This window comes from Microvirga aerophila (assembly GCF_003332305.1).
Lineage (GTDB): Bacteria > Pseudomonadota > Alphaproteobacteria > Rhizobiales > Beijerinckiaceae > Microvirga > Microvirga aerophila.
Window position 1 is genome coordinate 22,537 of sequence record NZ_QOIO01000050.1, and the last position, 19,130, is coordinate 41,666.

22 protein-coding genes and 1 pseudogene are annotated in these 19,130 nt (G+C 62.6%); 14 read left to right on the plus strand and 9 right to left on the minus strand.

All coding sequences use genetic code 11. The features are described from left to right. Positions 1-3 precede the first annotated feature (3 nt). On the minus strand, positions 4-588 hold the full coding sequence (locus DRB19_RS22385) for an NUDIX domain-containing protein (protein ID WP_162815805.1): 585 nt from the start codon (positions 586-588) through the stop codon (positions 4-6). A 451-nt stretch (positions 589-1,039) separates the two neighbouring features. Between DRB19_RS22385 and DRB19_RS30120 the strand changes: the two genes are divergently transcribed. Together DRB19_RS30120 and DRB19_RS22390 are read left to right on the plus strand one after the other, a co-directional pair. After that, entirely contained in the window at positions 1,040-1,267 is a 228-nt protein-coding gene (locus DRB19_RS30120) for a hypothetical protein (protein WP_147021775.1), read from the plus strand. A 213-nt stretch (positions 1,268-1,480) separates the two neighbouring features. Further along, positions 1,481-2,689, plus strand: a complete 1,209-nt coding sequence (locus tag DRB19_RS22390) for a trans-sulfuration enzyme family protein (protein WP_245439744.1) — start codon at positions 1,481-1,483, stop codon at positions 2,687-2,689. Between the two features lie 287 nt (positions 2,690-2,976). Here the strand turns inward: DRB19_RS22390 and DRB19_RS22395 are convergent, their stop codons facing one another. The 3 genes from DRB19_RS22395 to DRB19_RS22405 all read right to left on the minus strand — a co-directional run bounded on the left by DRB19_RS22395 (position 2,977) and on the right by DRB19_RS22405 (position 4,526). Then, positions 2,977-3,540, minus strand: a complete 564-nt coding sequence (locus DRB19_RS22395) for a type II toxin-antitoxin system VapC family toxin (RefSeq protein ID WP_114188250.1) — start codon at positions 3,538-3,540, stop codon at positions 2,977-2,979. Further along, the gene (locus DRB19_RS22400; protein WP_114188251.1) at positions 3,530-3,832 is read right to left on the minus strand and encodes a hypothetical protein; all 303 of its coding nucleotides are present in this window, start codon (positions 3,830-3,832) and stop codon (positions 3,530-3,532) included. The genes DRB19_RS22395 and DRB19_RS22400 overlap by 11 nt, the downstream gene beginning before the upstream one ends. A 325-nt stretch (positions 3,833-4,157) precedes the next feature. Further along, complete coding sequence (locus DRB19_RS22405) at positions 4,158-4,526, minus strand: DUF3024 domain-containing protein (protein ID WP_245439745.1); 369 nt, start codon at positions 4,524-4,526, stop codon at positions 4,158-4,160. A 105-nt stretch (positions 4,527-4,631) separates the two neighbouring features. Between DRB19_RS22405 and DRB19_RS22410 the strand changes: the two genes are divergently transcribed. Both DRB19_RS22410 and DRB19_RS22415 read left to right on the plus strand, forming a co-directional pair. Continuing rightward, positions 4,632-4,862, plus strand: a complete 231-nt coding sequence (locus DRB19_RS22410; RefSeq protein ID WP_114188252.1) for an AbrB/MazE/SpoVT family DNA-binding domain-containing protein — start codon at positions 4,632-4,634, stop codon at positions 4,860-4,862. Then, positions 4,852-5,268: a PIN domain-containing protein gene (locus DRB19_RS22415; RefSeq protein ID WP_114188253.1), complete on the plus strand. Its 417-nt coding sequence runs from the start codon at positions 4,852-4,854 to the stop codon at positions 5,266-5,268. Before DRB19_RS22410 ends, DRB19_RS22415 begins: the two co-directional genes overlap by 11 nt. A gap of 40 nt (positions 5,269-5,308) precedes the next feature. Here DRB19_RS22415 and DRB19_RS22420 read toward each other — a convergent pair whose 3' ends face one another. Continuing rightward, positions 5,309-5,581, minus strand: coding sequence for a hypothetical protein (locus DRB19_RS22420; RefSeq protein ID WP_114188254.1), 273 nt, complete (start codon positions 5,579-5,581; stop codon positions 5,309-5,311). A gap of 190 nt (positions 5,582-5,771) precedes the next feature. Between DRB19_RS22420 and DRB19_RS22425 the strand changes: the two genes are divergently transcribed. Beyond that, complete coding sequence (locus DRB19_RS22425; protein WP_114188255.1) at positions 5,772-6,149, plus strand: HNH endonuclease signature motif containing protein; 378 nt, start codon at positions 5,772-5,774, stop codon at positions 6,147-6,149. A 143-nt stretch (positions 6,150-6,292) separates the two neighbouring features. On the opposite strand, the gene DRB19_RS22430 is transcribed toward DRB19_RS22425, so the two are convergent. Together DRB19_RS22430 and mdoH are read right to left on the minus strand one after the other, a co-directional pair. Continuing rightward, positions 6,293-7,045, minus strand: a complete 753-nt coding sequence (locus DRB19_RS22430; RefSeq protein ID WP_114188256.1) for an FkbM family methyltransferase — start codon at positions 7,043-7,045, stop codon at positions 6,293-6,295. Further along, positions 7,042-8,886 (minus strand): glucans biosynthesis glucosyltransferase MdoH, encoded by a 1,845-nt coding sequence (mdoH, locus tag DRB19_RS22435; protein ID WP_147021776.1) that lies wholly within the window; start codon positions 8,884-8,886, stop codon positions 7,042-7,044. Before mdoH ends, DRB19_RS22430 begins: the two co-directional genes overlap by 4 nt. Positions 8,887-8,933: 47 nt before the next feature. On the opposite strand from mdoH, the gene DRB19_RS22440 reads away from it, so the two are divergent. Genes DRB19_RS22440 through DRB19_RS22455 form a run of 4 tightly spaced genes read left to right on the plus strand, consistent with a single transcriptional unit; the run spans position 8,934 to position 12,225 of the window. After that, positions 8,934-9,929 (plus strand): zinc-dependent alcohol dehydrogenase, encoded by a 996-nt coding sequence (locus tag DRB19_RS22440; protein ID WP_114188258.1) that lies wholly within the window; start codon positions 8,934-8,936, stop codon positions 9,927-9,929. Positions 9,930-9,948: 19 nt separating this feature from the next. Further along, complete coding sequence (locus tag DRB19_RS22445) at positions 9,949-10,356, plus strand: 6-pyruvoyl trahydropterin synthase family protein (RefSeq protein ID WP_114188259.1); 408 nt, start codon at positions 9,949-9,951, stop codon at positions 10,354-10,356. Beyond that, entirely contained in the window at positions 10,349-11,389 is a 1,041-nt protein-coding gene (locus tag DRB19_RS22450) for a glycosyltransferase family 4 protein (RefSeq protein WP_114188260.1), read from the plus strand. The genes DRB19_RS22445 and DRB19_RS22450 overlap by 8 nt, the downstream gene beginning before the upstream one ends. After that, positions 11,386-12,225 (plus strand): SAM-dependent methyltransferase, encoded by an 840-nt coding sequence (locus DRB19_RS22455; protein ID WP_114188261.1) that lies wholly within the window; start codon positions 11,386-11,388, stop codon positions 12,223-12,225. Before DRB19_RS22450 ends, DRB19_RS22455 begins: the two co-directional genes overlap by 4 nt. 7 nt (positions 12,226-12,232) lie before the next feature. Here the strand turns inward: DRB19_RS22455 and DRB19_RS22460 are convergent, their stop codons facing one another. After that, on the minus strand, positions 12,233-12,772 hold the full coding sequence (locus tag DRB19_RS22460) for a cytochrome b (RefSeq protein ID WP_114188262.1): 540 nt from the start codon (positions 12,770-12,772) through the stop codon (positions 12,233-12,235). Further along, complete coding sequence (locus tag DRB19_RS22465) at positions 12,769-13,482, minus strand: RibD family protein (RefSeq protein WP_114188263.1); 714 nt, start codon at positions 13,480-13,482, stop codon at positions 12,769-12,771. The genes DRB19_RS22460 and DRB19_RS22465 overlap by 4 nt, the downstream gene beginning before the upstream one ends. A 191-nt stretch (positions 13,483-13,673) precedes the next feature. Between DRB19_RS22465 and ribA the strand changes: the two genes are divergently transcribed. The 5 genes and pseudogenes from ribA to DRB19_RS22490 all read left to right on the plus strand — a co-directional run. Next, the gene (gene ribA, locus DRB19_RS22470; protein ID WP_245439746.1) at positions 13,674-14,756 is read left to right on the plus strand and encodes a GTP cyclohydrolase II RibA; all 1,083 of its coding nucleotides are present in this window, start codon (positions 13,674-13,676) and stop codon (positions 14,754-14,756) included. Between the two features lie 22 nt (positions 14,757-14,778). After that, positions 14,779-17,184, plus strand: coding sequence for a hypothetical protein (locus DRB19_RS22475; protein ID WP_174799958.1), 2,406 nt, complete (start codon positions 14,779-14,781; stop codon positions 17,182-17,184). Positions 17,185-17,198: 14 nt separating this feature from the next. Continuing rightward, positions 17,199-18,137, plus strand: coding sequence for a hypothetical protein (locus tag DRB19_RS22480; protein ID WP_114188265.1), 939 nt, complete (start codon positions 17,199-17,201; stop codon positions 18,135-18,137). Between the two features lie 500 nt (positions 18,138-18,637). Beyond that, complete coding sequence (locus DRB19_RS22485; RefSeq protein ID WP_245439747.1) at positions 18,638-18,769, plus strand: IS630 transposase-related protein; 132 nt, start codon at positions 18,638-18,640, stop codon at positions 18,767-18,769. 16 nt (positions 18,770-18,785) lie between these two features. Next, positions 18,786-19,130 (plus strand): annotated as a pseudogene (locus DRB19_RS22490) (transposase); the annotation flags it as partial.

The following is a 19,130-nucleotide window of genomic DNA, read 5'->3' on the forward strand; positions in this document are numbered from 1 at the left end:
GGTCTAGCGGAGTCGACGCATCAGATCGGCTGGCAGGTTTCCTTGGGCGGCTCTGGTGTGGACGGCCAGGAGGGTGGCCACACTGGCAGCATCACTGATGGTGCCATCGAGAGCGGCGGCCACGGCGTCCCGAAAAGGCAACCGGCGGATGGTCAAGTCCTCCTGTGAGTCGGGATCCGCCGCTCCTTGGCTCAAATCCCAGGCCACAAAGCAGGGCGCCCTTTCATCCGTGACGCCGGGCGACACCATCAGACGAAAAAGCTCGAGCCACTGCCCGGCCGTGGCCCCGGTTTCTTCCTTGAGTTCGCGTTGGGCCGTTTCAAGGGGATCGACGCTTTTCGACCCTGACCCGCGAGGGAGTTCCCAGGTGTAATCCCGCGCGAGATAGCGGTACTGACCGATGAGGCGGGTGGAGCCATCAGCGAAGATGGGGAGGACCGCGATTACATAGAAGCGGAAGCGGAGTGCCGTATAAGGGTGGATCCTGCCGGAGCGATGTCGGACCTCGTCTTGATCCACATCGACATAGCGGCTCTCATAGAAGCGCTGGGAGGACAGGGTCTCCCAAGGGTTGATTTGATCTGGCACGATCCGATGGTCCGGTGGTTTGCTGCACAATCATGGGGGTTAACATGGCTTGTACATGATCGGTTGCGGGGCGGCCGGGAGAACCCTGATGCACGTTCAGGCTACCTCGTGGCAGATCGGCTTGATGGGGTTGAGCACAGGGTCGCGGATACCGGTGCCCCACCGTGCCGGACACCGGTCCACACGCCATGATTGAGGGGGCTTATCCCCGGGTGTCATCACCGACGCCGCGGTTTGGCCCGCTGTCACGTCCTGACGGCGGCCTCGGCCGGGCGCGCCTCAAGCCTGTAGGTCTTCGCTTCAGGCGCGCAGAGCCGTTGCGTTCGGCTGGTTCTGGGCGATCCGGCGGTGTCCTGCTAACGACTTGTTAGTCATACGGGTGCATGCTCGACCGGTTAGGCGGCGGGCGCACCTCCTCAAGACCCACGTCCGAGAAAAAGGCACAGGGTCTGTGGCATCCGCACACAACAAGGTTCACAAGCAACGTCGTACTGTCCTGAACCGCGCCCGCACCTTGGCCCAGTCCGGATCGTATACCGATTTCAGCGGGATTGTCGCGGCGATGCGGGACGTGGAGGGCTTTGACACCGCCCAACGCTGGTTTGCGGAGGCCGCCTTTCGGGCGCAGCTCAATAGGCTGTGCGAATTGGCGAACACCAAGCGGGTTGCCTCCCCGTAGGAGTTGGGGGTGAGCCGCCGCGGGGCAACGGCGGATTGCAAAGGGTCAGGCTGCCGCCCGTCGCTGCAAGCGCTCCGGTGCCGCGCCAAGGCGGCCTGGTCGCCGAGCATTCCACAACACCTGTGTTTCTGCCGCACACCGTCGCTCTCGGTATCACCGCGCACGTACTCTATGGTACGAGGCACTTGCCCTTCATGTCAGAGGACCAGCGAAGTGCCTGATCGCCAGCCTATCCCTCGTGACGCAACTCTGAGCCTTCACGCCGGTGCGGGCCGCCGCGAGATCGGCGCGCCGGCGTCCTCGCCGCCAGTGATGGCAACCAGCTTCTTCACCCATCCGGACGCCGTCGGCTTCTCGGCCCACGACCTCAGCGAGGCCGCGCCGCATTTCTACACACGGTGGAGCAACCCGACCCTCACCCTGCTGGAGGCGCGCCTTGCGGCTCTGGATGGCGGTGAAGCGGCCCTTGCCTTTGCGAGCGGGATGGCGGCCATCAGTGCGCTGTTCCTGGACCGCTTGGCGAGCGGAGACCACTTGGTGCTGTCCAATGTCTGCTATGCGGGCGTGGCAGAACTCGCCCATGACACTCTGTCCAAACACGGGATTACCGTCACCCCCGTTGACACCTCAAGCCCCGCGGCAGTGGCAGCGGCCATGCGGCCGAACACCAAACTCGTGCACATCGAAACGCCGGCCAATCCGATCCTGCGGATTTCTGACATCGCGGCGCTTGCCGCCATCGCCCATGCCAGTGGAGCCGAGCTCTCCGTCGATGCGACCATTGCCACGCCGCTCGGCACCAAGCCGCTGACGCTGGGCGCGGATTACGTGGTGCATTCGCTCACGAAATACATCGGCGGGCACGGCGATGCGCTCGGGGGAGCTGTGATCGGGGGCCAGGAGCGGATGGCGGCCTTGCGCAAGGGCAGCCTCATTCACCTCGGCGGCTCCCTCTCGCCCTTTGCCGCCTGGCTGATCCTGCGGGGTCTGGAAACACTGGCGCCCCGCATGGCCCTGCACGAAGCCAATGCCCGCCGGGTGGAGGCCTTCCTGGCCGCTCACCCGAAGGTGCGGTCGGTGTTCTGGCCGGGGTCGCCGCGTCACCCGCAGTATGACCTAGCGGCGCGCCAGATGCGCACCTTCTCGGGGCTGGTGGCCTTCACGGCCAAAGGGGAGAGCGGGGCCCTGGCCCGCCAGCTTGCCGAGCGGCTGCAGGTCGTCTCGTATGCGGTGTCGCTGGGCAAGACCAAAAGCCTGCTGTTCTACATCCCCACGGATGACATCCTGCGGTCGTCGTTTCACCTCGAGGGAGAGGAGGCGCGCTCCTATCGCGACTGGGCGGCTGATGGGGTGTTGCGCTTCTCGGTTGGGCTGGAGGACCCCGACGACATCATCAGCGATCTTGATCAGGCTCTCGGGTGAGCAGACCACGTCGAGAGTACGAAGGGTCTAAAACAGGTGGATCTGGTGGACCAGCGCCTGTTGGCGGCATGCACATCAGGCCGTTCGGGGCAGCGTTGAGGCGGAACGGCCCATCGCCGCGATCGAGCATTACCCCGCCAAGTGGCGGCAAGCCTCCCTACGGCGTCGGTGGTTGCAGGCTCGCCGACTGCGTATGGCGGCGCTGTGGCGTTCGGGCTCATTCCCGTTACGCATGTTTAGATGATTGGCTTGCCGTAAGCGACCGCTCTGTCATTAGGCGGTCCGTTTCAGGCTTGACGGTAGAAGAGCACGCTGCCCGTTGGGACGAGCTGATGGAACACGTCAAAGTCTGCCAGATTGCGGGTGAGCACGACGCAGCTGCGCTCTAGAGCGTGGAGGTAGAGAATGGCGTCGTTGAGAAGGGCCTGCTCCTTGGATCGGCCAGTCAGGCGCGTCGTAAGCCCTGCCAGCATTCCAGCTTCTCCAAGAACCCGCGTGGATGGCGCGGTCAGGCGATGGGCCGGGATATCATCTTTGATCACACCTCGCAGTTCCTTCAGAGTGTTGGGCGTTTCGGGGTGCTGTGGATCGAGACGTCCAAAGAGGTGCGTGAGCTCTGCAAGACAAATTGAGGAATGGTTGGAGATGCGTGCTCCAAGCAGATCATCGACGCTCCGCGGCACCTTGCCCTGAATGACGTCGATGTAGACGCAGGTGTCGAGCATCAGCTCGGGGCCTGCCTCGATTTGTTCAGGAACAAAAGGCAAATCATCGTCAGCGCGGCGGGAGACAGCACAGGAACTGCGCTGGGCCTTGATCCTGCGCAATGCCGCCACAAGATCAAAACTCAAGATCAACGTCCTTCGAGACACGTCCCTTGCGCGCGAGAATCTTTGGGCCGAAGTCATCCTCAAGCGCGACTTTTGCGAGGGCGTACTCAAGCAACTCCGTGTCAGAGGTGATCCCCGACCGCTCCTTCGCCGTTTGGATCAGCGTCTCGCGAACCCGTCCGGCAATGCGCCCGTTTTCTCCGCTGAGCAGGCCTGCTCGCTGTGCTGTCTCGATGATAACTTGATGGCGACGGCGCGGGATCTCACTGCCAGATGACCGGGGGTGTTTCGTCGATTTGCGTGCTATGGGCATGATGCCACCTCGGGTTTGTTCAACAATATAGCTATTTTGTTAAACGGCGGCAACCGGTGGTTTCTGTGATGCGGTGGCCGAGACGCCGAACCAAGACCTTTTCCTTTGGAGACCATTTCTCAAGATTGCGGCATGACCAAAAAGCCCTCTGTCGCCTCCTTCCAGCCTTAGGGTTCCGCCGGCCCGTGCGAGGCTGAGCGTGTGAAGAAGGGCGAAACGTGGACTGGAGCTCAGGCGGGAAGGATTTCTCTTCGGTCAGAGGCTGGAACGGCGGGCATCCGGCATCTGAAAGCCTTGATCTCAGCAATCAGGCCTCGCTGGCTCGTCACACGGGATGGAGGTGGCCGTCACTCTCGATCAGGCGCAAGGCCTCAGTGAGAGACACGGATCGGTAGAGGCAAAACCATTCACCTGTATGGCGATGCCAGGAGACGTCAAAACAGTCACGGGCGATATACTCCAGACGCGCGAATGGCGCGTCGAACTCGGGCTCGAGCGCGTCCGGATCGTCAGAGCGGAAGCGCTGCAGGAAGCGGTACTTGTTGCCATGCCATTTGCCCATGATGGCAACCGGGTAGTTGAACGAGGTGGGTCGGATTGCGGGCAGGAAGCGCGGTCGCAAAACCTCAGCCAAAAAGCGCTCGCAGGCGGCCGTAATCGCCGCCTTCTCCGGTTCGGGTGGCTTCGTGCCCACCAGGGAGCGAACACGGACCCATTGCCTTCCATCGAGGAATGGCTTGCATTCTGCCGCCAATAGCTTAGATATACATTCTCCGGAATGTGTATCATGGAGGGTATAATGCAAGTCGCGAAATGGGGCAATTCCCTTGCAGTTCGTCTCCCTGCTGCCGTCGTTGAGGTCTTGGGGCTCAAGGAAGGCGACGATATCGAGATTACGGTCGTGGGATCCCGAGCTTTCGAGGTCTCGAAGAAGCCTGAGGTGGCCGAGGTGCTGGCCAGGTTGCGCAAGTACCGCGGCCGCCTTCCCGACGGGTTCAAGTTCGACCGGTTCGAGGCCAATGACCGCTAAACCATTCCTCGACACCAATGTCATTCTCTACCTGCTGTCCGGAGATGCGACCAAGGCAGACCGGGTTGAGGCTCTTCTCGCGCAGGGCGGCACGATCAGCGTGCAGGTCCTCAACGAGGCCGTGAATGTCATGACGAAGAAACTCAAGATGGGCCTGGACGAGGCGTGCGACGTCCTTGCCGGGATCCGGTATGCCTGTGATGTCCAGCCGGTCACGATCGAGACGCACGATCAGGCACTCGGCATCATGCGCCGCTACGGCTTCTCGATTTATGACAGCGGGATTGTCGCGGCGGCCGCAGGCGCAGGCTGTACAACCCTCTACTCCGAAGACCTGCAGGATGGCCAGAGAATTGGCCCAAACCTGACAATCACCAACCGGTTCAAGCAGGCAAGCCACAATTGACTCGTTTGGCTGTCGCGCAGCCCTTTCCCAACCATAGTCACTAGTGGCGAAGGTCGTGGCGAAAAAGCCACTTCGGATCGCGATCACCCCGTCCCACCGTCGAACTGAAAGACGGCTCAAATTTACTTTCGACCGATCGTGCGGCCTTCACCACGTCGATCCAACGCATCAATCCCGTATCGGACAATCCGGTGCGCGCCCGGACGATGCGGCCGTTGCCCAAGACGATCTCGACGCGCTGGCCATCGATGTTGCGGTTAAAGGCAGGACTTGCTGTCGCTTGACCAGGATGATCGGAGATCTCCGCCGGCACCAGGACTGGATGTTCTATCGCGGCAGGTGGCTTGCGACGCAGATCCCGCTGCCACTGGTACAGATGCTGTCGTGTGAAGTCATGGCGCTGAGCGGCCCGGCAACACCCGCGCCCTCCACACCCACTGCGTCGAGGAGTTCGGGACACTGATGGCTCCGCTTCTCCATCCGACCGATGATGGAGACGTCCGATGCCGTTTGTTCAGAGTGAGGATGTCAACACAACACTGCGGCGGAGGCTCACGCCGCATCGACGGCTTCGGGTCTGGGAGAAAACGGGAGGCATCTGCGTGTTGTGTGAGCGCAAGATTGATGGCGTGCGCGAGCACTGGATTATAGAGCACATTCGCGCTCTTGAACTCGGCGGCCCGGATAATCTGGACAACACGGGGCCGGTGCACGAGACGTGCGCAGCCGTCAAGACGCAAGATGATCATCGACGCGCGGCGCAGGCCAAGCGTCAGAAGATCAGGCATCTCGGAGCCGACGAATCCAAGCGGCCGATGCCATTCGGGCGAGCCAGTGCCTGGAAGCGGAAGCTCTCGGGCGAGATCATGCCACGACGTTGAGAGGACTGGATGAACAAAAAGGCACCCCTGTGAAAGAATGCTGCTCGCACGTCCTGCCGATGCCTCAGCGAGGTCTACAGGATGCTGTTCTTTGCCATAATCGGCATAGGTGTCTCACCTGAGGGTTTACGCTCAAGCCTGAATCAGTCCAACAGGCGGCGGGCATAGACGTCCCCTGAATTTACGATGTGCGGGGCCTCGATGATAAAGAATCTCATCTCTTGGGCCGTGACGTCGTTCGGAAAGACGAACGTCTGGCTCTCTCCCAGAGAGACGTTGTAGCAATATTCGCCGATCTCCTCGAGGCGATCCAGGCATGCGATCGCCACCTCCCGTGCAATCGTCGTGAACTCGAAGCACAGGGCTGGGACAGGGGTCGTCAGGCCCGATAGAACATCTCTCTCGTGGCCTTCAACATCGATCTTGATAAAGGCTGGCTCGCCATAAGTGACGATGAGTGTATCGAGTGTCGTGACCGGCACGGTGATCGCTCCATCCCAACTCTGCCCTTCCCAGTTCCGCACCCCCTGGGCAGCCTTGATGAACTCGCCGGATAGGGTCGAAACAGTGGGGTTCTGTGAATTGGTGTAAAGCGTCAGGTCGCCATCTGCGCCCGACGCCGCCTTGCGCAGCAGGGTGACGGCCCTATCCCGTCCAAACAGAACGCGCAGGATCATCGCAGGGCCGGGCTGAGGCTCCATTGCGACGACCCGCGCGCCGAGACGGCGGAAGGAGGCGGTGCGGTCGCCAACATGTGCGCCGATATCGAAAGCCAGATCGCCAGGCTTCACGAACTGCGCGTAAAGGGCATCCATGCGGCGGTGGCGCTCACGGTTCCCATGATAGACCAAGATCGAGCGCACGAGAGCGAGCCACGATCTTAAGGATCCCCTCATGTGTCCTGAATCTCCTTAACCACTGCAACGGGACCTGTTGCTGGACCCTTCGTTCTTTCGATCTCCTCAACTGTCTCGTGTTCTTCCGGAAGCGTGCAGATCCCTCTTCGCGCCATCCATTCTCCGAGCGCAGGCCGGGACGTCCAAACCGCGAAGGGAATTGCGACGGCGTAGCCGATCGTCAGCGGCAGCGAGAACAGGAGCGTGGTTGGTGAAATGGCCCCAATTGTGCCGGTCAGTGCAAGGCCGAATACCGTCTGGGGCCACAGTCGCCGAACGGCCGTTCCCCATTCCAGTGAATGAGCGTCACGGGCTTGCCCGCTCCAGGTGATCGTTCTCCGGAAGAGGAGACCCGCCATGAAGATGGTCGTGCAGAGGGTTGTCACGGCGCCGAGAAGGAATGAGAAGACGAGCTCGATGGCTGTGCCACAGAGAAAGCGCAGGGCGCCGCCATATCGTGCGCGTCTGTCCCGATTGACAAGGATGTTGAAGAAACCGGCGAGCTTGGGTGCCAGGTGCATCGTCATGAACACAACGTAAAGAGCCATCGCCAGGGTCACCGGAAAGGCTTGCGCGGACGATTTGATCTCATGAGCTATGAACGGTAGGAGCGCGATGATTACCGTCCAGGCAGGGATGCTGAGGAACATCAGGATGGCCCAGATGAGCTGAAAGCGGCTCGTCGGCAGAAGACCCTTTTCCAAGAGCAAGTGAATGTACTGCAGATTGCCCTGGCACCAGCGCATGTCTCGGCGGATGAAGTCGAGGATCGTCGGTGGATTCTCCTCCCAACTTCCGGCTTCCTCGGGCCAGATCCGTACCTCATATCCGGCCCGTCTCATGAAGGTCGCCTCGACTTGGTCGTGCGACAGGATGGGCCCGCCGAGCAGCTTGTCCGAGGGCAGAACCGGCAGGTCGCACTCGTCGAAGAATGGCTTGGTCCGGATCAGGGCGTTGTGCCCCCAATAGGCTCCGCAATCGGCGGTCCACCATGCGTAGCCCATTGTGTAGGGGCGCATGCCCTGCCGCATGCCGAACTGGAAGATCCGGGCAAAGGCGCTCTTGGAGGGCATTCCGATGATGAGGCTTTGGAGGATGCCGAGCCTCGGATAGGTCTGCATGATGCGGACCATGCGCACGATGGTCTCGCCCGTCATCAGGCTGTCCGCATCGAGGACGAGCATCAATTCGACGGTTTTGCCCCAACGCCGCCCGAAGTCACGAATGTTGCCGGCCTTGTAACCACTATTATCCGTGCGGCGGCGGTAGACGGTGCGACGGGAGCTGGCTTCCACCGCGAATGCCTCCGCGAGTGCCTCTTCCTCGATGCCGATAACGGGATCACTGGTGTCACTCAGAATGAAATAGGAGAAGGCCTTGCCCTGTCCTGTCGCTTCGATGCTCTGGCACATCACGGACAGGCGCTGGAAGGCGCGCGAAGGGTTCTCGTTGCGCAGCGTGAGGAGGATCGCTGTTTTGATGTGGAGGGGAGCGCTCCTGCCTTCGGCAGCCTTCGCGAATGGAGCGACGCGAGCAAGCCCATTGGACGTGTTCCGCAGCAGCCAGTATCCTATCGCGGCATTCCAGAACCCGAGGACGGTCCATGGCAGGCCGATGGCGAAGCCGGCGAGAAGGAGAGCATCGAGCCCACTCCAGCCGCTGGATGCGAGAATAGCGCCGATCCATGTGAGCAGGCCGAGATAGGTCGCCACGTTGAGAACGGTCACCATCCAACGCCGGCGTGCGATGACGCGTGTGGACTGGAGCCCAGCAGGCGTCATATGGTTTGGAGGGAGACCCAGACACTCGGAGACGACGTTTGGGTGGTCCTGATTGGTCACGATTCGCTCCGCAGAGGTCAGCGGGGTTCTAGAAGGGCCTGCTGGATATGCAGTATGAAGAGCAGCGCACGAAAAAAACCACGTCAGCGCTTTGGATTACCGAAGCTTATCGCGCAGAATTGAAGGAGGGCCCTGAACCGGTTCTGAATACGGGCGACATCCTTGTCAGGACACAATGGTCAGGGATCAGCCGCGGCACCGAGCGCCTCGTCTTCGAAGGCCGCGTTCCCGTGTCGGAGACCGGGCGCATGAGAGCACCGATGCAAGAGGGACGTTTCCCCTTCCCGGTGAAGTACGGCTACAGCACAGTCGGCATCGTGGAGCAGGGGCCGCCCGACCTTCAGGGGCGCCGCGTCTTTGCGCTCCACCCCCATCAGGACCTTTTCGCCGTCCCGCTCGGCCTAACGGTTCCCGTGCCTGAGGACGTCCCGCCCAAGCGCGCCGTTCTTGCCGCTAATCTCGAGACAGCCCTGAATGCGATCTGGGACGGAGGCTGCGGGCCCGGCGATCGGATCGTCGTGGTCGGAGGCGGCGTGGTCGGTTTGCTAACCGCCCACCTTGCCAGCCGCATCCCAGGAACGGAGGTGACGCTGGTCGACGTTGATCCTGACCGCCGCGCTCTCGTCGAGCACTTGGGCGCATCGTTTGCCACTCCCGAGGATGCCCCTAGTGATGCCGATATCGTGTTTCACGCGTCGGCCTCGGCCCAAGGGCTTGGCACGGCGCTCGTGAGCGCGGGATTCGAGGCGCGGGTCGTCGAAATGAGCTGGTACGGATCCGGCGCCGTCAATGTGACCCTGGGGGGCGCCTTCCACAGCCAGCGGCTGCAGCTCGTCTCGTCCCAGGTCGGGCACCTCCCGCCATCGCGACGCGCCCGCTGGACGACTCGCCGGCGCCTTGCCGCCGCCCTGCATCTCCTCTACGACCAACGCTTGGACGTCCTGGTCGCCGAAGAGGTCCCGTTCTCTGCATTGCCCGAGGCGCTACACGACATTCTGTGCGGCGACGGGCGTGGCATCCCGCCGGTCGTCGCTTACTCCTGACTCCAACAAGGATGGTTGCATGTATGCCGTCGAAGTTCGCGATCATATCATGATTGCCCATAGTTTCCGTGACCCGCTCTTCGGCCCGGCACAGGCTCTCCATGGCGCCACCTTTGTTGTGGACGTGGCATTTTATCGTGAGCACCTGACGGAGGAGGGGATCGTCGTCGACATCGGGCGTGCGCATGACGTCCTCAAGGCCCTTCTCACACCGCTCAACTACCGTAATCTCGATGACATGCCGGAATTTTCAGGCAAGAACACAACGACGGAGTTCTTGTGCCGTCACGTCTTCGACGCCATCGCTGCGGCGGTTCGAAAAGGTGAGCTCGGACCGGGCTCGGACAGGGTTTCGCATCTGCGGGTGACGTTGCACGAGTCACACCTGGCGAAAGCCTGGTTTGAGGGACCTTTGTCCGATGATTGAGGCAACCTTCGCCATTCCCGGCGATATAGCAACTCCGACGGGCGGATATGCCTACGACCGGGAGATCCTGCGCCGCATCGGTGATTACGGCATTTCGCTGCGCCATCTCGTCCTTCCGGACGGATTTCCTTTTCCCAGCGCGGTTGACCTCGAAGCAACGGCACGGCGTCTCGAAGATTTAGACGGAACGCTCCTCATCGATGGACTCGCCTTCGGGGCCCTGCCGGCGAGTGTCCTGTCCCGGATCCAGGCCAGAATTGTCGCACTCGTGCACCACCCGCTCGCGCTCGAGACAGGACTCTCTCCTGACGATGCCGGACGTCTGCGGACGCTTGAGCGGGAGGCGCTGACGGCGGCGTCGGCCGTCATCGTCACCAGTGACACCACCGCCGCGATCCTCGTTGCGGACTACGATGTGCCTCGGGAGGTGATTGCCGTTGCCCTTCCTGGAACGATGCAGGCCGGTCGGGCAAAAGGCAGCGGAGCGGGTGGGGCGATTCTCGCAGTTGGCTCCGTCATTCCCCGGAAAGGCTATGAGGTTTTGGTGGCCGCTCTCGCGCGGCTGCGGGACCGGCCGTGGGCGCTGACGATCGTCGGTGCCCTGGATCGTGCGCCCGATTATGTGCAATGTCTTCGCGCCCAGATCGATGCAGCCGGGCTGTCGGACCGTATCCGCTTCACCGGCGCTGTCTCGGATCACGCGCTCCCCTCGCTATATGGCGAGGCCGATATTTTCGTTCTCGCGTCCCACTTCGAAGGCTACGGCATGGTGCTGACCGAGGCCCTTGCACATGGACTTCCCATCGTGTCGACGAGGGTTGGGGCGGCCACAGAAACCCTTTCTGACGAGGTGATACTCAAGGTCATGGCGGGAGACCCTATCGCATTGGGAGAGGCCCTGGCCTCGCTGCTTGACGACGGGAAGCGCCGCCGCGCACTGGCGGAGGCTGCGATTTCCCATGCGCAGCATCTTCCGGACTGGTCGCAGACAGTCGCTGTCGTCGCGGCCCACCTGAAAAACAGCACAACATGAGCCACTTCGATCCGCAATGGCTGTCCCTGCGCGAGCCGGTCGATCACCGATCCCGCGCGCGGGGGCCTCAGGACGCCTGCGCACACCATTTCGGCGCACGTGAGCGGATCACGGTTCTCGACCTCGGATCGGGAACCGGGTCCAACCTGCGGGCTTCGTGGCTTCATCTGCCCACCCGGCAGGACTGGCGCCTTGTCGACCATGACCCCATTGTGCTCGAAACAGCGCATCGGACCTTGTCAGCCTGGGCGGGCGCTTCCTGGTGGGACGCAGAGCGCCTCTCCTTCGAGCGGCGCGGAAAAGCCCTGACCGTCTCCTTCGAGCGCGCGGATCTGAGGACAGAGGCCGAACGGCTCGTTGCAAGCCGGCCTGACCTCGTCACCGCAGCGGCGTTCTTCGACCTGGTCTCCTTCGCCTGGATCGATCGCCTCACCCATGCCCTGGCCGATGCTCGGCTTCCCCTCTACGCGGTGCTGACCTATGATGGTAATGCGCGCTGGAAGCCCGGCCATCCCGCAGACGCCCAAGTGAACGCAGCCTTCAACGAGCACCAAACCCGCGACAAAGGATTTGGGCCCGCGGCGGGGACGATGGCGGCGCGCCACCTCAGCCTGGCTTTGCGAGCGCAAGGCTATGCCGTCGACATCGGAAGCAGCTCCTGGCTCGTCACCGAGGAAGACAACAGCCTGATCCAAGCGCTGGCGGACGGGATCGAGCAGGCTGTCGGCGAAACCGGTCTTGTCCCGGCGGACATCCTCACGGCATGGCGGGAGGCGCACAAGCATCCGGTGCGGTGCGAGATCGGCCATGTCGATCTCTTCGCAAGGCCGCTGTGAGGCTCGCTCAGCCGCGCCACATGCGCTCGAACACGCCGTCACGGCGGACGAACCGGTGCCACAGGGCGGCACCGACATGCAGCACAAGGATTCCCGCCATGAGGAAGACCGCGGCCTTGTGCCAAGCCAGCACGATTTCGGCCCGGTCCATGCCCCCCTCGACGGGAAGCGGGACCGGCACGGTCCAGAACAGATTGACCGGGGCGCAGCACATGGCCGTTCCGGTATAACCCAGGACTGGAATGACGAGAATCAGCGCGTAAAGCGCGAGATGGGTTGCACGCGCTGCGATCTTGAGCCCTTCTGGCATAGTGTCGGGCAAGGATGGAAAGCCCTGCGCTGCCCTGACCGCGACGCGGATCACCGCGAGCGTAAAGACGACCATGCCGAAGGACTTGTGCGCCTCGTAGAGGAGGTTCTTCAGCGGCCCATCCTCAAGCGAGACCATCGTCAGGCCGATCGGAATAAGGCCCAGCAGGATCAGTGCTGCGATGGTCCAGTGGAGGAACCGGGATCCTCGGGAATAGACAGCGGGACCGCTGGTCATCGGTTTGTCTGTCCCGTGCTTCTCAGGTTGCAGTCGAACAGGGTGTCGCCATCCGCGAAGAGGTGAACATGAGTCACGGGACGCAAGGCTCCATCGAGTCCAGCGATGGGGGGCAGCGAGAGCCCTGTGACGCCGGATCCGATGATGAGCGGGGCCACCAGCATATGCAGCCTGTCGACGCAGCCCGCGGTGATGAACATGGAGATGGTGCGAGCGCCGCCCTCGACCAAAATCTTGCGCAAGCCGCGCTCGTGGAGCCTCCGAATGATCTCACCCGGTGGGATCATCCCGTCGCACGCGTCGATGACGATCTCCTCGACGCCGGGCCAAAGTGCCGAGGCAGTTGCCCGAATGGCAATGCGGGGGGCACAGGGAGAGCGAACGCAGTGCGCCGCGTCGGGGAGGCGGCCATGCGGATCGATGAAGACGCGGGTCGGATTGCGTCCGGGAACCCGCCGGACGGTGAGCATAGGGTTGTCCGCGATCACCGTTCCCACACCCACAATCACGGCGTCCACATGCGCGCGCAGCCGGTGCAGATGATCGAGGGCACAGGTTCCGTTGATGCCGCGGGAGGCCCCCGTGGGCGTCGCAATGCGCCCATCGAGGCTCTGACCGAGCTGAGCCACCACGAACGGCCTGTCCTCGGGCGCAGCGTCGATGGCTTCAAACGGATCCCGGGCAGGACCAAGCGCAGAGCGGATCGTCATAGGAGAGGGCTGCTGTTCATGATTTCAGTGTCATGCTCCGGCCGAACTGCTTCAACTCATCAGGAGTATGGCCCAAGCTGCCAAAAAGTCATACGGTCTCGTCACCTTGGGGTTTCATTCACCCGCAGCTTCGCCATTATTTGTCCTTCGGGGGCTGTAATCTTGTGCCAGACCTGTCCTCGGAGGTCCACTTGTTCGCCGACCCAACCTGCGTGAATGTCGAACGCGCCATTTCTGACGTTCGTGCCGGCCGGCCTGTCCTTGTCCAGGCCGGGGGCGACATGGTGCTTGCCATCGCGGTGGAGGGGCTTGATCAGCGCATGGCCGATGCACTTGCCGATGTAACTGACGGCTGCGCCCGACTTCTTCTGACCTCGGCTCGACTGCGCTACCTCGGCCTCGACCGCACCGCGCCGGGATCAGTGCCCATGCCGGTGATCGACCTCGACCGTCTGGGCCATCTTGCGCTCAGGATCAACGGACGCATCGACGCGCCGGTAGGGCCGGTCTCTTACCTCGATGAGGCGGCGCTTGAGCTTGCACAGCTGTCGCTCGTGCTGCCCGCCATGCTTGCCATCCCCCTCGCGCCGCCCTGCACGGCGCTGCAGAACCTCCTCAGCGTCCCGGCCGAGGAGGTTCATGCCTACCGCCGGCGGAGAATCGAGCATCTGCGCATCGTCAGCCGTGCGCCCGTCCCCCTCGACGGTGCCTATGAGACGGAATTTGTCGTCTTTCGCGGCGGAGAGGGACTTCGCGATCAGGTGGCGATTCTAGTCAAGGCGCCCAATCCTGCGGGAGCAGTCGATGTGAGGATTCACTCCGCGTGCCTGACGGGCGACCTCTTCGGCAGCCTCAAATGCGAGTGTGGCGATCAACTTCGCCACACGGTGAAACAGATGGCCGAAGGCGAAGGCGGCATCCTGCTCTACCTCGATCAGGAGGGGCGGGGAAACGGGATCGGCAACAAGATGCAGTCTCAGGGCTACGACACGTACGACGCTGACGAGGCTCTGGGGTTCGAGGCCGATCATCGGAGCTTCGATTTTGCGGCCGTGATGCTTCGTCAACTCGGCGTCGAGACCGTGCGTGTCCTCACAAACAACCCATCGAAGATTGCAGCCTTGCGCGAGGCAGGCCTTGCCGTGGTGTCCGAGCGGCGGGTCCTGGGCCGTCCGACCGCAGAGAACGTCCGCTATCTCGCATCGAAGCGCGATCGGGCTGGCCACAAGATCGACTTTGATCTCCTGGCGGTTCATGCGCCGTTGAACGACTGAGCCCCCAGCAGTGCGAGCGGACATGGCGGATGAACAACCAGCCTTCAGCCCGGTTCCGGCCTCTGTGCGCGGCCATTCCTCGGCGGGGGCGCGGGAGACGCACGCGTGGCCTTATCTTGCCCTGTTGGCCGCAGTCTTTCTGGTTCTGAGCTATCCCTGGTTTTCGGGCCAGGTCTCCATTCCCTGGGACGCCAAGGCCCACTTCTATCCGCAATTGCAGTTCCTGTCGCGGTCGATCCATCGTGGGGAATGGCCCTGGTGGAATCCCTATGTCTTCGCGGGCCATCCCCAGATTGCCGATCCGCAATCGCTGATCTTTTCTCCGGCCTTCCTTCTGCTCGCGTTGATCCTGCCGGAACCAAGTCTCGTGGCAGCCGATGCCGCGGTGTTCGTCCTGCTTTTCGCCGGCGCAGGGGCCATCTTCCTTGTTGCGCGGGACCGCCGCTGGCATCCCGCCGCAGCCCTGCTCGCAGCGCTCGTGTTTGGGTTTGGAGGATCGGCGGCGTGGCGGATTCAGCATGTCGGCCAGATCCACAGTCTCGCCATGTGGGCCATCGCCTGGCTGTGTCTGTCCCGATCCCTTGATCGCACCTCTCTGCCCTGGGGCGTTGCGGCGGGCGTCTCAGTGGCGGCAATGCTCCTCGGCCGGGACCAGGTGGCCTATCTCGGGGCATGGGTTTTGGCGGGAGACGCTGTCGCGCATCTCGTCACGGCCTGGTGGCGCGGCCAAGCGGTGGCCCGCCTGCTCGCTCCTCTGGCGGCGACCGCCGTCACGGCTCTTGCGATCATCATCATTCCCATCCTGATGAGTGCGATCCTGGCTGCGGACTCGAACAGGGTCGTCATCGACGGGGAGGGGGCCGGCCGGGGGTCGCTGCATCCTGCTCACCTTCTGACGCTTGCTGTCCCAAATTTGTTTGGCGCGGCGGGCCCGTTGAGGGATCACTGGGGACCGCCCAGCCCTCTCTGGGGCGCCAGTGACCTGTACCTGGCCCGAAACATGGCCCAGCTCTACATCGGAGTTCTGCCTCTGGCCGTGCTCGGCGCGATGGCGTGGCGCTTTCCGCTCTGGCGTCACCGGGACATCCGGCATATTGCGGTCGCGGCCTTGCTTGTCCTGCTCTATGCGCTCGGACGCTACACCCCTGTCTTCTCCCTGGCTTTCGAGATTATGCCTGGTGTCTCGCTGTTTCGCAGGCCGGCTGATGCGACCTTCCTGCTTGGCCCTCTGCTGGGGCTGTGCGTCGCCTATCTCCTGCATCGATGGATCACCGACGAGACGGCCCCAAGAGCCTCGCCGACCGTCGCTCTTGGGCTCTTCGCCGGTGCGGCGGGCGCGGCCCTTCTCGTCGCGGTCTCCCGAAACAGGCTGGATTACGCCCTCGGGCCGGTGGTTCAGGCCCTCGTCTTGTTCTCAGCCGCGCTCGGCGTGTTTCTGGCGGCCCGTCCCCTGGCCCGGTGGCATGCGGCCGCGCCGGCTGTGCTGATCGCCGGGTTCGTCACGGTCGATGTCGCCTGGAACAACGGCCCCAACGAGTCGACAGCCCTGCCGTCCGGCGTCTTCTCTGTGCTTGGTCACAACTCCCGCAATGAAACGATCGCGTGGCTCAAGACCCGGGTTGCCGAGGGCCGCTCGGAGACGCGGCAAGACCGCATCGAGTTGGTCGGGATCGATTTTCATTGGCCTAATGCCAGCATCTCCCACACGCTCGACCATACGCTCGGCTACAATCCCGTGCGCCTGCGTTGGTATTCGGACGCGACTGGCGCAGGCGATCACGTCGCGCTGCCGAGCCAGCGCACGTTCTCGCCGCTCTTTCCCAGCTATCGCTCCACGCTCGCGCAAATGCTGGGCCTTCGCTACATTGCCTCGGGTGTTCCCCTTCATGAGATTGATGGGTCGTTGGCAACCGCCCCCTTGCCGCTTGTGGCGCGAACTACGGATGCCTTCATTTACGAGAATCCGAATGCCCGTCCGCGCGTCACTTTCGCCTTTCGGGCTCAGACAGTCACCTTCGACACGCTCGTCCGGACCGGGCAGTGGCCCTCAATGGACGGGGAGACGGTTCTGCTTGAGGATCCTGGGCTCGGTCGAGGCACAGCGGCCACGGGGCCGAATTCGCCGTCAGTGCGGATTCTGTCCTCTTCCAATACGGACGTCATGATCGAGGCGGTGTCGGACACAAACGGATACGTTGTTCTGAACGATGTCTGGCACCCGTGGTGGCACGCGCGCCGGGGGAACGAGCCTGTTCCCGTTTTGCGCGCTAACGTGATGTTCCGCGCGGTCGCGGTGCCTCCGGGCCGCCATATGGTTCATTTTCAATTTGAACCCTTCCAGGGGTTGCTGGAGGATCTTCGCAGCCTGGCGAAAGGTTTGCCCTTGCACGGGTGCCGTTTGACTGCATCCTGCCGAAGCGATCCTTAGGAGATAACGGAGCGATGATTGGCCGTATCCTTGCACTGGCTGCCCTCCTCAGCTTCAGCCTGATGGCCGAAGCCGCGTCCCTTGAGGACATTGCGGTGGACATCCGCAATGCCAGCGTCTCAGTGCGCTGCGCGGAGAAAGACAATGTCACGGTGAATTTCCTGTCTCCGGAAACACGCTCCTTTCGCATCGAGGCCGTCCATCCGGCCTATCTCGGCGCCCTGCGCGAGGATCGGTTTCATCCCGTTTGGACAGCCTGCGGCGCGCTGACCGAGGCCGGCTCCATTGTTCCGCCTCTGCGTAAGACAACGCTCTTCGAGACGGTGGATCTCTGGGTTATCGGCTACCGCTTCTCGAACTTCTGGCGTGCCAGCGACGTGCGTGTCCGCATCGGTGATCGCATGGAGGAGGGGATCCATCTCCTGCAGGTCTGGGTGCGTCGCAACGAGCGTGCTGAGGAGGTGATGGTACTCTATCCGGCTGACGGATACTGGCGGATCCGACCGCTGCCGCCGCCGCATCTCGGCTGGACCGCCTACGGATCATCGTTCCTCGTGGGACCGGTGGAGCTTCGGGAGCGCCCCCTCGTCGACATCCGAGAGGTCGGGTTCGATCCCGCCCACATGACTTTCTCACTCACCTTCGCGACAGGAGGCTATGCGACCCTCTCCGTGAAGGACCTGACCACCGATCGCATTGCCCTCGATGTCACGTTCGATGCACCAATCTCAGGCAAGCCCTTCGCGGCGCTGCGCTCGATGTATGTCACGGAGTGGAACGCGGACGTCGCCCACATCGCAGTGCGCGAGGAGGGAGAGGAAGGATGGCGCGAGGAGCGCATCCTGGCGTTCGACCACGCCACAGCGACCGACACATGGTTCGGTCGCCTTGTGCCGTCGCGCCATAACACCAGTGCGCCCGACATGATGTTCAACCGCTTCCGCGCACAATGAACCAGGAATCCTGGTGGAGAGCCTGAGGGGCGCCGTCAAGTAGAACCGAAATTGGGAGAGGGATTGGCGTCGGGAGGTTACTGCAAGATAGCAGGCGGTATCACTCTAACACCCTGCTGAGGCAAACACGCGTCTCCGTTGTCCGTGAGCGGCGCCAATTGCCTTGCAGCTCCAAATCAATTCCGTTCGACAAGGGGCGTGTTGTAGCTGACGGGGCGGGCAAGCAGCGACGGCTGTTCGCGCTCGGAAAGTCCGCGGTGGCCCGAGCCGGATATTGTTAAGGTTCGGGTAAGCTTTGCCAGTCATCCCGAGGGCACGAACGTCAAGGCCTTACCTCTCCCGGACGAGGCCACATTATTCTATTCTAAAGCCCCGTTCCCCCGACAAGACTTTTTCTTAGGCCGAGGTGTTTCCTGCTAGAGCGTCGGACAGAAACGCTGATTCGACTGGTTCCCTCCGGGGCGCAGGAGTGATTCCCTTCTGAGGCCAGGAGATGGATCATGACCCAGAGCTACTCTCTGGATCTGCGGGTGCGCGTGGTGGCGTTTGTGGAAGCCGGTCACTCCTGCCGGGCCGCGGCCCGGCACTTTCGGGTGAGCGACAGCTTCGCCATCAAGCTGCTGCAGCGCTAGCGGCAGTCCGGATCACTGCCAGAGCCAGGAGAGCCGGCGGCTTGAGACGATCCCGGGCGTGGGCTTCATCACCGCCACGGCCATCGCAGCGACCATAACAGATCCGTCCCACTTTCGCTGCGGCCGGGAGTTTGGCGCCTGGCTCGGACTGAGACCCCGTCCGAACTCATCTGGCGGCCAAGAACGGTTGGGGCGGATCTTCAAGATGGGCGATAGCTATTTGCGAACGTCGCTGGTGGTCGGGGCGGCCGCCGTGATCCGCTATGCCCGCACGAAAGCTGTTGGGGTGGACGGCCCCCTTACGGCATCGCTGTGCCAGAATGAGGTCGTTGCAGATCTCACACACAGGAGACCGTCCGTG